The organism is Streptomyces sp. H51, assembly GCF_035656535.1.
GTDB lineage: Bacteria > Actinomycetota > Actinomycetes > Streptomycetales > Streptomycetaceae > Streptomyces.
In genome coordinates this window covers 17,580-31,320 of record NZ_JAYMHD010000023.1, presented here as the reverse complement: position 1 = coordinate 31,320, position 13,741 = coordinate 17,580, and the positions used below count along the sequence as shown (strand labels likewise).

Here is a 13,741-nt window from a genome sequence, read left to right as displayed (position 1 = left end):
ATTTCGGCCTTACGCGATGCGGGGCGTCCGTCGCAGGACGCGTCCGCATCACCAAGTCTTCGCACGCCGCCGGGTTCAGGTCGGCGGCTCCTGGAAGGAACTCCCTCAAGTGAAGCTTCAGCGCATGAACCGGCGGGCCCTCGCTCTCGGTGCTCTCGCCGTCTCCGGCGCCCTGGCCCTCACGGCGTGCGGCTCGGACGACACCGGTGGCGGCAAGGAGGGCGGCAAGAGCGCCTCCTCGACCGCGGGCGCCTCCTCGATCAAGTGCGACGACGCCAAGGGGCAGCTGCTGTCCGACGGCTCCTCCGCGCAGAAGAACGCGGTCGACGCCTGGGTGAAGAACTTCTCGCAGGCCTGTGGCGTGCAGATCAACTACAAGGCGGGCGGCTCCGGCGCCGGCGTCACCGCCTTCACGCAGGGCCAGATCGCCTGGGCCGGTTCCGACTCCGCGCTGAAGCCCGAAGAGGTCGCCGCCTCCAAGAAGGTCTGCTCCGGCGGCCAGGGCATCGACCTGCCGATGGTCGGCGGTCCGATCGCGGTCGGCTACAACCTCTCCGGCGTGGACAACCTGGTGCTGGACGCCCCGACCCTCGCCAAGATCTTCGACAGCAAGATCACCAAGTGGAACGACGCGGCGATCAAGAAGCTGAACCCCGGCGCGAAGCTTCCCGACCTGAAGATCCAGGCGTTCCACCGCTCGGACGAGTCCGGCACCACCGACAACTTCACCAAGTACCTGATCGCCGCCGCTCCGGACAACTGGAAGTACGAGGGCGGCAAGGCCTGGCAGGCCAAGGGCGGCCAGTCCGCCGCGCAGTCCTCCGGCGTGGCCCAGCAGGTCAAGCAGACCAACGGCGCCATCGGCTACTTCGAGCTGTCCTACGTCGGTGACGGCGTCAAGGCCGTCAGCATCGACACCGGCGCCGGCGCCCCGGTCGCGCCCAGCAGCGACAGCGCCACCAAGGCGATCGCGGACGCCAAGGTCGTCGGCACCGGCAAGGACCTCTCGCTGCAGCTGAACTACGCGACCAAGGCCGAGGGCGCCTACCCGATCACCCTGGTCACCTACGAGATCGTCTGCGACAAGGGCACCAAGGCCGACGCTCTGCCGAACGTCAAGTCCTTCCTGCGCTACATCGCCTCCGAGGACGGCCAGGGCATGCTGACCGACCTCAAGTACGCCCCCATCCCCGCCGACATCATCACCAAGGTCCGCACCACCATCGAGGGCCTGAGCTGATCCGAGTGCGGTCCGGCCCGGTCACCCGGGCCGGACCGCACCGTCCGGTGCACCGCCGCCAGGAGCCGCACACCGAGTACGGCTCCGCAGAGCCGCACATCGCGTGCGGGTCCGCAGACCGGAGAACCCGATGGACATAACCACACAGAACACCCAGGCTCCTCCTTCCGTATCCCCGCCGGCCGACGCTGAGCACAAGCGCGCGGCCCGCGGCGCCACCCGGCCCGGCGACCGGATCTTCCTCGGTCTGTCCCGTGGGTCGGGCATCCTGCTGCTGGTGATCATGGCCGCGATCGCGGTCTTCCTCGCCTACCGCGCATCGCTCGCGATCAGCAAGGACGAGGGCAACTTCCTCACCACCTTCGAGTGGAACACCAACCTGATCCCGCCGAAGTTCGGCATCGCCGTACTGGCGTTCGGCACGGTGATCTCCTCGATCATCGCCATGGTGCTCGCGGTACCGATCGCGGTCGCCATCGCGCTGTTCCTCACGCACTACGCCCCGCGCCGACTGCGCGGCCCGATCGCCTACGTGATCGACCTGCTCGCCGCCGTGCCGTCCATCGTCTACGGCCTGTGGGGCGCGCTGATCCTGGTCCCGCACATGAACGGCCTCTTCGGCTGGCTGAACGACTACTTCGGCTGGACCGGCGTCTTCTCCTGGGACGGCGGCGCCCCCCGCTCGATGCTCACCGTGGGCATCCTGCTCGCGATCATGATCCTCCCGATCATCACCAACGTGAGCCGCGAGGTCTTCCGCCAGGTCCCGCAGATGCACGAGGAGGCGGCCCTCGCCCTCGGCGCCACGCGCTGGGAGGTGGTCCGCATGGCCGTGCTGCCCTTCGGCCGCTCCGGTGTGATCTCCGCCTCGATGCTCGGCCTCGGCCGCGCGCTCGGCGAGACGATGGCCGTCGCCACCGTGCTCTCCCCGGACTTCCTGATCCACGGCAGCCTGCTCAACCCGGGCGGCGGCACCTTCGCCCAGAACATCGCCTCCAAGTTCGGTGAGGCGACGGAGCAGGGCCGCGACGCGCTCATCGCCTCCGGCCTGGTCCTGTTCGTCATCACCCTGCTGGTCAACGGCGCGGCGCGCATGATCATCGCCCGCCGCAAGGAGTACTCGGGGGCCAACGCATGAGCCACGCCGCCATCGCCGACAAGCGCCCCAGCACCCTGCGCGGCGCCCAGCTGCCGAAGTGGTTCCCGTGGGCGGTCGCCGCCGGGTCGGCCGTCGTGGGCATCGGCATCAGCGCCGCCGCCGGACTGCACAGCAGCATCCAGTGGGCCCTGATCGCCGCGATCCTCTTCATCCTCGGCACGTACGGCATCGCCGCCCGCGTCGAGGGCCGCCGCCAGGCCAAGGACCGCATCGCGACCGCCCTGGTCTGGGTGGCCTTCCTGCTCGCCGTGGTGCCGCTGGTCTCCCTGGTGTGGACGACCCTCTCCCGCGGTGTGAAGGTCCTCGACGTCTACTTCCTGACCCACTCCATGGGCGTCGTCACCGACGCCGAGCCCGGCGGCGGTATCTACCACGCCATCCTCGGCAGCCTGGAGCAGGTCGGCCTCGCCACCCTGATGGCCGCGCCGATCGGCATCCTCACCGCGATCTACCTGGTCGAGTACGGGCGCGGCAACCTCGCCCGCGCCGTCACCTTCTTCGTCGACGTGATGACCGGCATCCCGTCGATCGTCGCCGGTCTGTTCATCCTCAGCCTCATGCTGATCTTCGACATGCAGCCGTTCGGCTTCGCCGGCTCGCTGGCGCTGGCCATCCTGATGATGCCGGTGGTCGTGCGCTCCACCGAGGAGATGCTCAAGCTCGTCCCGAACGAGCTGCGCGAGGCGTCCCTCGCGCTCGGCATCCCGAAGTGGCGCACCATCCTGAAGGTGGTCCTGCCGACCTCGATCGGCGGCATCACGACCGGCGTCATGCTGGCCGTCGCCCGTATCGCGGGCGAGACCGCGCCCGTGCTGCTGCTGGTGTGGGGCAACTCGTTCATCAACACGAACCCCTTCGAGGGCGCGCAGCAGGCGCTGCCGCTCTACATCTACCAGCAGTACGCCAACAGCTCGGGTTCGACGGCGGCGTACGACAGGGCGTGGGCGGCCTCGCTCACCCTGATCGCCTTCGTGATGATCCTCAACCTGGTGGCCCGCGGCATCGCCCGCTGGAAGGCCCCGAAGACCGGTCGCTGACGCGGCCAACCGGCGACTGAAGACTGACGGAAGTGAAGTAGTCATGGCCAAGCGAATAGACGTGAGCGGGCTCACCGCCTACTACGGCTCCCACAAGGCGATCGAGGACATCTCGATGACGGTCGAACCGCGCTCGGTGACGGCCTTCATCGGCCCCTCCGGCTGCGGCAAGTCGACGTTCCTGCGCACCCTCAACCGCATGCACGAGGTCACCGCGGGCGGCCGGGTCGAGGGCAAGGTGATGCTGGACGACGAGGACCTGTACGGGGCCGGCGTCGACCCGGTGTCGGTGCGCCGCGAGATCGGCATGGTGTTCCAGCGCCCGAACCCGTTCCCCACGATGTCGATCTTCGACAACGTGGCCGCGGGCCTGCGCCTGAACGGCAGCCACAAGAAGAGCGAGCTGAACGACATCGTCGAGAAGTCGCTCAAGGGCGCCAACCTCTGGAACGAGGTCAAGGACCGCCTCAACAAGCCCGGTTCGGGCCTGTCCGGTGGTCAGCAGCAGCGTCTGTGCATCGCCCGCGCCATCGCGGTCGAGCCGAAGGTGCTGCTGATGGACGAGCCCTGCTCGGCCCTCGACCCGATCTCCACCCTCGCCATCGAGGACCTGATCGGCGAGCTGAAGGAGCGCTTCACGATCGTCATCGTGACGCACAACATGCAGCAGGCGGCGCGCGTCTCGGACCGTACGGCCTTCTTCAACCTCTCGGCCGTCGGCCAGCCGGGCCGGCTCATCGAGATCGACGACACCGAGCGCATCTTCTCCAACCCGTCCGTCCAGGCGACCGAGGACTACATCTCCGGACGCTTCGGCTAGACCGGCCCGAGAGGCCGCCACCGAGACGCCTCGCGGTGCTGCATGGCGGTGCCACCGCGAGGACGATGAAGGGCCCGCCCCCGGCAGGGGGCGGGCCCGCGTCGTAGGTGCGGTGCCTGCCTAAGCCGGCGACAGTGCCGGTCACAGGACGGCGAGGTCGATGAGTGCGAAGGCGCCCGCCGCCACCAGCGCGGCCGCCGGCATGGTGATGAACCAGCCCATGACGATGTTCTTGGCGACGCCCCAGCGCACGGCGTTCACCCGCTTCGTCGCGCCGACGCCCATGATGGCCGAGGTGATCACGTGGGTCGTCGAGATCGGCGCCTTGAACAGGAACGCGGTGGTGAACATGATCGACGCGCCGGTGGTCTCCGCGGCGAAGCCCTGCGGCGGGTCCAGTTCGATGATCTTCCGGCCCAGGGTGCGCATGATGCGCCAGCCGCCCGCGTAGGTGCCCAGGGACAGCATCAGGGCGCAGACGATCTTCACCCACACCGGGATCGGGTCGCCGAAGGTCTCGTGGCCGGAAATGACCAGTGCCATCACCACGACGCCCATGGTCTTCTGCGCGTCCTGCAGACCGTGACCGAGGGCCATGCCGGCCGCCGAGACGGTCTGCGCTATGCGGAAGCCGCGCTTGGCCTTGTGCGGGTTGGTCCCGCGGAAGATCCACATGATCGTCGTCATGACCAGGTAACCGACGACCAGGCCGACCACCGGGGACAGGAACATCGGGATGACGACCTTGTCCAGGACGCCGTTCCAGTGCACGGTCGTGCTGCCCGCGAGCGCCGCGCCCACCATGCCGCCGAACAGCGCGTGGGACGAGGAGGAGGGCAGGCCGAAGTACCAGGTGATCAGGTTCCAGGTGATCGCGCCGACGAGCGCGGCGAACAGGATGGCCATCCCCGTGGAGCCTTCGGGCGTCGCGATCAGCCCTTCACTGACGGTCTTGGCGACCCCGCTGCCGAGGAAGGCGCCGGCCATGTTCATCACCGCGGCCATGGCGAGGGCGGCCCGCGGGGTCAGCGCCCGCGTCGACACGGACGTCGCGATCGCGTTCGCCGAGTCGTGGAAGCCGTTGGTGTACGTGAAGAAGAGCGCGACCGCGATGGTCACGACCAGGGCGAGGGTGTCCATGAGGGGCTCAGGACTCCTTGACGGCGATGGTCTCCACCGTGTTCGCCACGTGCTCGAACGCGTCGGCGGCCTCTTCCAGCACGTCGACGATCTGCTTGAGCTTGAGCACCTCGATGGCCTCGTACTTGCCGTTGAACAGGTGGGCCAGCAGCTTGCGGTGGATCTGGTCGGCCTGGTTCTCGAGGCGGTTGACCTCGATCCAGTACTCGGTCAGGTTGTCCATCGTGCGCAGGTTCGGCATGGCCTCGGCGGTGAGCTCCGCCGCCCGCGCCAGCACCTCGATCTGCTGCTCGACGCCCTTCGGCAGTTCTTCGATGTTGTAGAGGACGACCAGGTCGACGGCCTCCTCCATGAAGTCCATGATGTCGTCGAGGGAGGAGGCGAGGGAGTAGATGTCCTCGCGGTCGAAGGGCGTGATGAAGGAGGAGTTCAACTGGTGGAAGATCGCGTGGGTGGCGTCGTCACCGGCGTGTTCCGCGGCCCGCATACGCTCTGCGATCTCGGCCCGGGCGGAGGTGTCCGCCCCGAGCAGTTCCATCAGGAGCTTCGAGCCCGTGACGATGTTGTCCGCGGAAGCGGCGAACATGTCGTAGAAGCTCGTCTCCCTGGGGGTCAGACGAAAGCGCACAAGGGGTCCTCGGGGTGCATCGGTTTCGGTCAGGCTGATGCTAAGTGCATCATCCGGCCACGACTACGGGCCGTCCCCAGTGTCGCCCATCGGACATAGCGATCAGCAAGGGGGCGGACCAAGACCCGCTTACCCGCGAAATTCGGTATCATATACCCGCCAGGGGTATATCAGTCGAACGGGAGGACGCGATGACGACCACTGAGGCCGGCGCGGTGGCGCCTTCCGGCGGCGACGGGCATCCGGTGACACACGGCTACCACAAGCAGAAGGACGAGCACCTCAAGCGTCTGCGCCGTATCGAGGGGCAGATCCGCGGCCTGCAGCGGATGGTCGACGAGGACGTCTACTGCATCGACATACTGACCCAGGTCTCCGCCTCCACCAAGGCGTTGCAGTCCTTCGCCCTGCAACTGCTGGAGGAGCACCTGCGCCACTGCGTCGCGGACGCGGCCCTGAGGGGCGGTGACGAGATCGACGCGAAGGTGGAGGAGGCGACGAAGGCGATCGCCCGGCTGCTGCGCTCCTGAGCGGGCCGGCCGGGACGCGCGTCACCCGCCGCAGGCGGCGTCGCGTTCCTCGGTGACCCGTAGCACCTCGTCGATGCTCTCCAGGCTGAGCCGGTCCTCGCCCGTGGCGGAGGCCGCGATGATCAGTTCGCCGCACAGCTCGATCTCGGCGAGGGCCACGTGGTCCTGAACCGCCCCACCGCCGACCGGAGCCACGTGCGTCACCTCTTCTCTGCCGTCACCGGCTTCCTAGAGTAGGGAGCGGCCCACGCACCGCGCATGGCACGGACGGGCTAGTTCTCCACGCCCCTCGCGCGCCCTCACGCGGGACCCCGCTCCTCGGCGATCTTCCCGGCGTAGATGTCCCGGGACTTCGGCAGAAGCACCTCGGCCGGGGCCCCGAAGCCGTACAGCAGCGTCGTCGAGGACACCGCGACGGTGCCCCGCCGCTGCGCGTTGACGAAGCTGAACCGGTGCCGGACCTTGCGGACCCGGCCCTCGTCGTCGAGGTAGACGTCGAACGGCACCTCGGCGGTGGCGAACCCCTTCGCGGCCGCCGCGAGCGCGGCGCGCACCCCGCGCGGGGCGCCCTTCGCCGCCGCGGCGAGGTCGGCGGTGCCCCGGTAGTGCCGCACCGCGATCCCGGCGACCTCGGTACGGCCCAGGTACGCCGCCGTGCGCGTCCCGCGCAGCAGCGCCGCCGCGGCGTACGGGTCGGTGGCGCCGCCGGTCACCAGGTTCCCGTCGGAGAGCGTCGCGGTGTCCACCCGCACCCATTTGTCGGCGGGCACGCCGGCGCCCCGGTTCTTCATGAACAGCGCGCCGGGCGCGAGGAGTTCGGTGATCGGCCGGTGCGGGGTGGCGCCGGCCGGGTCCGCCGGCAGCTGCAGCGTCAGCCGGCCGAGCCGCCTGCGGAAGTCGTACACGCCCTCGCCGCGGATGGTGACGCGGGTGCCGCCGGTGGCCATCTCCATCGACGTACGGGCCTTCGAACTGCCCGCGTCCACCAGGGTGTCGGCGGAGCGCCGCACGACTGCGGCCGGGTCGGCCCCGGCCCGGCCGTCCGCGGCGGCGCCGGTGCCCGCGCAGCCGCTCGTCCCCAGGCACGTCCAGACCACGAGCCCGGCCGCCATGACCGTCCGCCTGCGCTGCAGCTCCCCCATCGCCTGCCTACCCCCAGCCGGTGCGTGCGTCTCGGGCCTCCTGTCGTCCGGTTAACGACGAGTAGGGAAGCCCGTCACGCGCGCGACGACCGTTCACCTCGGCTGGGTAACGTTGTCGGTGTGGCGCAGCAGGAACATCGCACGACGACCGTCGACCAGGGCCGTTTCTGTGTCGCCCGGTGCAGCTGCGGCTGGCGCGGTCCGGCCCGCCGAGCCCGCAGCCTGGCCCGCACGGACGCCGAAGGGCACGCGGCGACGGCGAGCGACTCCCCCTAGCGAAGGCCGCGGGTTGCCGAGGGGGTGGCGCCGCGTGAACCGGCGGGATCCGGCGGGCGCCTCTCGTGCTGTCCGCGAGACGTTTGGCCCGGCAGGGCGCCGTCGTTCTGTCTCCGTGATCCGCGACCGGGCCTTCCGCCGGCCACCTGCCGCCGCCGAATCCCCGGCGGAATTCACTCGGGCATAACCCTCACCTTTTGATCACGGACTCTCGTATAGTGACGCCCGGTTAACCCCTGCCTACAGTTTCTCTCCGCTTCTCTCTGCTTCTCTCCGCTTCGCTCCAGTTCTCTCCAGTTCCCTTTCATGGACGACACGAGGGCCGCGCCCGCAGCGGCCGCCCGAGGACCTGATTGATGACCGCGCCCGCCGCCCCCAGCGCCCAGTCCCCCCTGCGCACCGTCCTGCCCGTCACCCTGCTCACCGCGGCCGTGGCCGCCGTCGCCATCGTCTGGGCCGTCTCCGCGGCACCCTCCTCCGTGCGGGGACCCCTCGGCTGGTGCTCGGCGGTCGCCGCGGTGGTGCTGTGCGCGGCGGTGGCCGTCGCCGCGCGTGAGCGGCAGGCGGTCCGGGCGGCCCGTGCCCGGCTGCGGGCGTCGGACTCCGAACGGGAACGCGCCGCCCAGGAGCAGGAACGCCTCGCCGCCCGGTGGCGCCAGGAACAGCAACGGCTCGTCGACGCGGCGGACGCCGAACGTGTCCGTCTGCGGGAGGAGTTCGCCCGGGAGCGGGCGCGCCTTGCGCAGGAGGCCGACGCCGAGCACGCCCGGCTGGCGGAGGAAGCGCGACAGCTCTCCGCACGGCTGGACCGGGCCGTCGCCGAGCGTGCCGCGGCGATCTCCGCGACCGCCAACACGGCGGCCCGGATGCAGGCGCTGTCCACCGGCATGCTCGCCGACCTGCGCGCCATGGAAGAGCGGCACAGCGACGAGGACGTGCTGACCGACCTGCTGCACCTGGACCACCGCACCGCGCAGGCGGGCCGGCTCGCCGACTCGATCGCCGTGCTCACGGGCGCGCGTACCGGCCGGCGCTGGGCGCGTCCCATCGGCATGGAGTCCATCCTGCGCGGTGCGATGGGCCGGATCAGCGGCTACCAGCGCATCCGGCTGCACTCCGCGAGCGACACCGCGGTCGCCGGTCACGCGGCGGAAGGCGTCATGCACGCTCTCGCGGAGCTGCTGGACAACGCCGCCAACTTCTCGCCGCCGAACGCCGAGGTCCACGTCTACGTCGAGGAGGTCCCGGCGGGCGTCATCGTCTCCGTCGAGGACAGCGGGCTCGTCATGAGCGACGTCCAGTTGCGCAGGGCGGAGCACGCCGTGTCCGGCGACTCGGCCGACCTCGGCGGACTCACGGGCACCCGGCTGGGCCTCGCCGTCGTCGGCCGCCTGTCGCGCAAGTACGGCCTCAAGGTGTCCTTCCGGCCGTCCGCCCGTGGCGGCACCGGCGTGCTGATGCTCGTTCCGCAGGAGATCCTCACCAACGCCGCCGTCGAGCCGCGGCCCGTCCCGGCGGAGCGCCCGGCCGCCGTGCCCGCGCGCACCGCGCGGCAGCCGCTCGCCCACTCCGCCGCCGACGACGCCCCGGCCCCGGCCCGCACCCACGCCGCTTCCGCCCCCGTCTCCGCTCCGGTCCACGAGACCCCGGACCGGGCGGGGGACGAGGCCACCGCGGGGCTGCCCAAGCGGCGCCGCGGGCGCACCCTCGCCGCCGCCGAACGCGCGCGGTCGGCGACCAGTTCCGTCGAACGGCCCGCGGGCGCCGCCGAGGACATCAGGACCAGGGCCGCCCGGTTCGGCGACTTCCGCCAGGCCGTACGCGCGGCCGGTCCGGAGGCCACCGCCCGCCCGGACGCGGGCCGGCCGCACCCCGACGCCCGGGCCATGCCGTCCGCATCCGCCGAGACGGCGTCCGACAGACCGTTCCACTCGCATGCGCACCCGGAAGGCGACACCACCTCATGACCGGCACGACCACCGCGGACGAGAAGCTCACATGGCTCATCGAGGGGCTCCTGGAACGCACCCCCGGCGCACGGCACGCGCTCGTGCTGTCCCGTGACGGGCTGAAGCTGTGCCGCACCCCGGAACTGACGGTCGACCAGGCCGACCAGCTCGCCGCCATCGCGGCCGGGATCCAGTCCCTCTCGCACGGCGCCTCGGTCGAGTTCGGCGACGGCAGCGGAGGCGTGCGCACGTCGATGACCGAGTTCTACGGCGGGACGCTCTTCATCGTCGAGGCCGGTGAAGGCGCGCACCTGGCGGTGGTCACCACCGAGGAGGCCGACCCCGGACTGGTCGGGCACAACATGAGTGAGCTGGTGGAACAGCTCGGTGAGCACCTGACGGCTCAGCCCCGAAGCTCATGAGCCGGCCCGGCAGGGACGACGCCCCCGACCGGCTGTACACCATCACCCAAGGACGCAGCCGATCCGGGCCGGACAGTCCGTTCGACCTGGTCACCCTGGTGGTGGCCGAGTGCGACCCCACCCCCGGAATGCAGTCGGAGCACGCGGCGATCCTCCGGATGGCGCAGGCCCCCACCGCCGTGGTGGAGATCTCCGCGGAGCTCAGGCTCCCGGTGAGCATCACCAAGATCCTGTTGTCCGACCTTCTCGCCGCAGGCCGTGTCAGCGCTCGCCATCCCCGTAGGTCGGTCCTGCCCGACCCCGACATTCTGGAACAGGTGCTCGTTGGACTCCGCAACCTCTGACGCGCGCACCCCCCTGGGTGCCACCGCCGACAACGGCCTCAAGATCGTGGTTGTCGGCGGCTTCGGTGTCGGCAAGACGACCATGGTCCGCTCGGTCAGCGAGATCCGTCCCCTCAACACCGAGGAGACGATGACCCGTGCGGGTGAGGCGGTGGACGACACCAGCGGGGTGCACGCGAAGACTTCGACCACCGTCGCCTTCGATTTCGGCCGCATCAGCATCGACGCGCACAACGTGCTGTACCTGTTCGGCGCGCCGGGCCAGGAGCGCTTCTGGTTCCTGTGGGACCGGTTGTTCTCCGGCACCCTCGGCGCGGTCGTACTGGTCGACACCCGCCGGATCGACGACTCCTGGTACGCGATCGACCGCCTCGAGGCGCACGGCACGCCGTTCATCGTGGCCTGCAACGACTTCGGTGGGCCCAGCCACCGGCACGAGGCCGTCCGGGACGCGCTCGACCTGGACCCGCACGTGCCGCTGGTCGACTGCGACGCACGCTCCCGCGAGTCCAGCAAACAGGTCCTCATCACCCTGGTCCAGCACATAAAGAACCAGTACGCCGGGCAGACGATCCGGCCTGTCGCGTCCACCCGGGAGTTCGCTTGACCACCGACGCCGTACCGCTCACCGGTTCCAGCTTCCTGTCCGAACCCGCCAGGCTCTACCGGGAGATGAGGCGCGATCACGGTTCCGTCACCCGGGTGCTGCTGGACGGCGGGGTGCCGGCGTGGCTGGTGCTCGGCTACCGCGAACTGCACCAGGTGACCGGCGACCCGGTCCTCTTCAGCCGCGACTCCGACCTGTGGAACCAGTGGGACAGCATCCCCGGCGACTGGCCGCTGCTGCCGATGATCGGCCGCAAGCAGCCGTCCATCCTCTACACCGTCGGTGAGCGCCACCGTCAGCGCTCCGCCATGGTCAGCGACGCGCTGGAGGCGACCGACCCGTTCGAACTGCGCCGTCACGCCGAGCGGTTCGCCGACGAACTGATCGACGCGGTGTGCACCCGGGGCGAGGCGGACCTGATCGGCCAGTACGCGATGCTGCTGCCGGTGCGGGTCCTGGCGCGGCTGTACGGCTTCTCCGACGAGGAGGGGCCGGGTCTGGTCACCGCGCTCAACGACATGGTCGACGGCCAGGAGCGGGCCCTGGCGGGCCAGAGCCATCTGGTGACGTCGATGACGGCGCTGGTGGCCGACCGGAAGGCCGCGCCGGGCGACGACGTCGTCTCGCGGATGCTGGCGAACCGCAGCGGCTTCACCGACGAGGAGGTCATGCAGGACCTCATGGTGATGCTGGCCGCCGGTCACCAGCCGACCGCCGACTGGATCGGCAACTCGCTGCGCCTGATGCTCACCGACGACCGGTTCGCGGCGTCCCTGTTCGGCGGCCGCCACAGTGTCGCCGAGGCGATGAACGAGGTGCTCTGGGAGGACACGCCGACCCAGAACGTGGCAGGCCGGTGGGCTTCCCGCGACACCCATCTCGGCGGGCGCCACATCCGGGCCGGCGACCTGCTGCTGCTCGGTCTGCAGGCCGCCAACTCGGACCCGCAGGTGCGCACCGACGGCGCCTCGCTCACCGGTGGCAACAACGCGCACTTCTCCTTCGGGCACGGCGAGCACCGCTGCCCGTTCCCGGCCCAGGAGGTCGCCGAGGTGATCGCGCGGACCAGCATCGAGGTCGTCCTGGACCGCCTGCCCGACATGGATCTGGCGGTGCCGGCCGACGCGCTGACGCGCCGTCCCTCGCCCTGGCTGCGCGGGCTGACGGAACTGCCCGTGCGGTTCACACCCACCCCTGCTCTCGGAGGCGACCGACCGTGACTTTCCCCACCGAAGAAGTACGCATCGCGCTGGATCCGTTAGTCGGTGACCTGGACGGCGAGAGCGCGAGGCTGCGTGCGGCGGGACCGCTGGCGGCGGTCGAGCTGCCCGGCGGTGTCCCCGTGTGGGCGGTCACCCACCATGCGGAGGCCAAGGCGCTGCTGACGGACTCCCGGCTGGTCAAGGACATCGACGTGTGGGGCGCCTGGCAGCGCGGGGAGATCCCGCCGGACTGGCCGCTGATCGGTCTGGCCAATCCGGGCCGCTCGATGCTGACCGTGGACGGCGCCGAGCACCGCCGGATGCGGACGCTCGTGGCCCAGGCCCTGAGCGCGCGCCGGGTGGAGGCCATGCGGGCCCGGGTCACACAGCTCACCGAGGAGTTGCTGGACCGGATTCCGGCGGACGCCGACGTCGTCGATCTCAAGGCGGCGTTCGCCTACCCGCTGCCGATGCTGGTCGTGGCGGACCTCATGGGCATCGACAAGGCCGTGCTGCCCCGGCTCAAGGTGCTGTTCGAGAAGTTCTTCTCCACCCAGACCCCGCCGCAGGAGGTCGTCGCCACCCTCACCGAGCTGGCCGGCATCATGGGCGAGACGGTCGCCGCGAAGCGGGCGCGGCCCGGCGACGACCTGACCAGCGCGCTCGTCCTCGCCTCCGAGGACGGCGACCGGCTCACCGACCAGGAGATCGTCTCCACCCTGCAGCTCATGGTCGCCGCGGGGCACGAGACCACCATCTCCCTGATCGTCAACGCCGTGGTCAACCTCTCCACCCACCCCGACCAGCGGGCCCTGGTCCTCTCCGGCGAGGTGGACTGGTCGGCGGTGGTCGAGGAGACGCTGCGCTGGTCGACCCCGACCTCGCACGTCCTGATCCGTTTCGCGGCCGAGGACGTGCCCGTCGGCGACAAGGTGATCCCCGCGGGGGACGCGCTGATCGTGTCCTACGGCGCGCTGGGCCGGGACGAGCGGGCACACGGTCCGACGGCCGGTGAGTTCGACGTCACCCGGGAGACGGTGACCCGGCACATCTCCTTCGGTCACGGTCCGCACGTGTGCCCCGGCGCGGCCCTGTCCCGGCTGGAGGCGGGCGTCGCGCTGCCCGCGCTGTACGCCCGGTTCCCGCGGCTGGATCTCGCGGTACCCGCGTCCCAGCTGCGCAACAAGCCGGTGGTGACGCAGAACGACCTCTTCGAACTGCCGGTCAGGCTGAACGGCTGACCAC

16 protein-coding genes are annotated in these 13,741 nt (G+C 70.5%); 12 read left to right on the top strand and 4 right to left on the bottom strand.

The genetic code is table 11. From position 1 onward, the window contains the following. Window positions 1–109: 109 nt before the first annotated feature. The 4 genes from pstS to pstB all read left to right on the top strand — a co-directional run bounded on the left by pstS (window position 110) and on the right by pstB (window position 4,256). Entirely contained in the window at window positions 110–1,240 is a 1,131-nt protein-coding gene (gene pstS / locus VKA29_RS07670) for a phosphate ABC transporter substrate-binding protein PstS (RefSeq protein WP_324784457.1), read from the top strand. Window positions 1,241–1,370: 130 nt separating this feature from the next. Beyond that, complete coding sequence (pstC, locus tag VKA29_RS07665; protein ID WP_324784456.1) at window positions 1,371–2,378, top strand: phosphate ABC transporter permease subunit PstC; 1,008 nt, start codon at window positions 1,371–1,373, stop codon at window positions 2,376–2,378. Next, on the top strand, window positions 2,375–3,436 hold the full coding sequence (gene pstA, locus VKA29_RS07660) for a phosphate ABC transporter permease PstA (protein WP_324784455.1): 1,062 nt from the start codon (window positions 2,375–2,377) through the stop codon (window positions 3,434–3,436). Before pstC ends, pstA begins: the two co-directional genes overlap by 4 nt. Window positions 3,437–3,479: 43 nt before the next feature. Next, complete coding sequence (gene pstB / locus VKA29_RS07655) at window positions 3,480–4,256, top strand: phosphate ABC transporter ATP-binding protein PstB (protein WP_324784454.1); 777 nt, start codon at window positions 3,480–3,482, stop codon at window positions 4,254–4,256. Window positions 4,257–4,397: 141 nt separating this feature from the next. Here the strand turns inward: pstB and VKA29_RS07650 are convergent, their stop codons facing one another. Together VKA29_RS07650 and VKA29_RS07645 are read right to left on the bottom strand one after the other, a co-directional pair. Beyond that, a complete protein-coding gene (locus VKA29_RS07650; protein WP_324784453.1) occupies window positions 4,398–5,396 on the bottom strand; it encodes an inorganic phosphate transporter in 999 nt (332 codons plus the stop codon). A 7-nt stretch (window positions 5,397–5,403) separates the two neighbouring features. Then, window positions 5,404–6,024 carry a DUF47 domain-containing protein gene (locus VKA29_RS07645; RefSeq protein ID WP_324784452.1) on the bottom strand — a complete coding sequence of 207 codons (621 nt, stop codon included), beginning with the start codon at window positions 6,022–6,024 and terminating at the stop codon, window positions 5,404–5,406. Between the two features lie 191 nt (window positions 6,025–6,215). On the opposite strand from VKA29_RS07645, the gene VKA29_RS07640 reads away from it, so the two are divergent. Continuing rightward, on the top strand, window positions 6,216–6,554 hold the full coding sequence (locus tag VKA29_RS07640; RefSeq protein WP_324784451.1) for a metal-sensitive transcriptional regulator: 339 nt from the start codon (window positions 6,216–6,218) through the stop codon (window positions 6,552–6,554). 21 nt (window positions 6,555–6,575) lie between these two features. Here VKA29_RS07640 and VKA29_RS07635 read toward each other — a convergent pair whose 3' ends face one another. Both VKA29_RS07635 and VKA29_RS07630 read right to left on the bottom strand, forming a co-directional pair. Continuing rightward, window positions 6,576–6,758: a hypothetical protein gene (locus VKA29_RS07635; protein ID WP_324784450.1), complete on the bottom strand. Its 183-nt coding sequence runs from the start codon at window positions 6,756–6,758 to the stop codon at window positions 6,576–6,578. A gap of 95 nt (window positions 6,759–6,853) precedes the next feature. Beyond that, a complete protein-coding gene (locus tag VKA29_RS07630; RefSeq protein WP_324784449.1) occupies window positions 6,854–7,696 on the bottom strand; it encodes a hypothetical protein in 843 nt (280 codons plus the stop codon). 120 nt (window positions 7,697–7,816) lie between these two features. Here VKA29_RS07630 and VKA29_RS07625 point away from each other — a divergent pair, with 120 nt between their 5' ends. The 7 genes from VKA29_RS07625 to VKA29_RS07595 all read left to right on the top strand — a co-directional run bounded on the left by VKA29_RS07625 (window position 7,817) and on the right by VKA29_RS07595 (window position 13,737). Continuing rightward, window positions 7,817–7,972 (top strand): hypothetical protein, encoded by a 156-nt coding sequence (locus tag VKA29_RS07625; protein WP_324784469.1) that lies wholly within the window; start codon window positions 7,817–7,819, stop codon window positions 7,970–7,972. Window positions 7,973–8,328: 356 nt separating this feature from the next. Continuing rightward, window positions 8,329–9,939 (top strand): sensor histidine kinase, encoded by a 1,611-nt coding sequence (locus VKA29_RS07620; RefSeq protein ID WP_324784448.1) that lies wholly within the window; start codon window positions 8,329–8,331, stop codon window positions 9,937–9,939. Continuing rightward, window positions 9,936–10,343 (top strand): roadblock/LC7 domain-containing protein, encoded by a 408-nt coding sequence (locus VKA29_RS07615; RefSeq protein ID WP_324784447.1) that lies wholly within the window; start codon window positions 9,936–9,938, stop codon window positions 10,341–10,343. The genes VKA29_RS07620 and VKA29_RS07615 overlap by 4 nt, the downstream gene beginning before the upstream one ends. Then, window positions 10,340–10,687, top strand: coding sequence for a DUF742 domain-containing protein (locus VKA29_RS07610; protein ID WP_324784446.1), 348 nt, complete (start codon window positions 10,340–10,342; stop codon window positions 10,685–10,687). Before VKA29_RS07615 ends, VKA29_RS07610 begins: the two co-directional genes overlap by 4 nt. Continuing rightward, window positions 10,668–11,294 (top strand): ATP/GTP-binding protein, encoded by a 627-nt coding sequence (locus tag VKA29_RS07605; protein ID WP_324784445.1) that lies wholly within the window; start codon window positions 10,668–10,670, stop codon window positions 11,292–11,294. Before VKA29_RS07610 ends, VKA29_RS07605 begins: the two co-directional genes overlap by 20 nt. Then, on the top strand, window positions 11,291–12,514 hold the full coding sequence (locus VKA29_RS07600) for a cytochrome P450 (protein WP_324784444.1): 1,224 nt from the start codon (window positions 11,291–11,293) through the stop codon (window positions 12,512–12,514). Before VKA29_RS07605 ends, VKA29_RS07600 begins: the two co-directional genes overlap by 4 nt. Further along, entirely contained in the window at window positions 12,511–13,737 is a 1,227-nt protein-coding gene (locus VKA29_RS07595) for a cytochrome P450 (RefSeq protein WP_324784443.1), read from the top strand. The genes VKA29_RS07600 and VKA29_RS07595 overlap by 4 nt, the downstream gene beginning before the upstream one ends. Window positions 13,738–13,741: the final 4 nt, after the last annotated feature.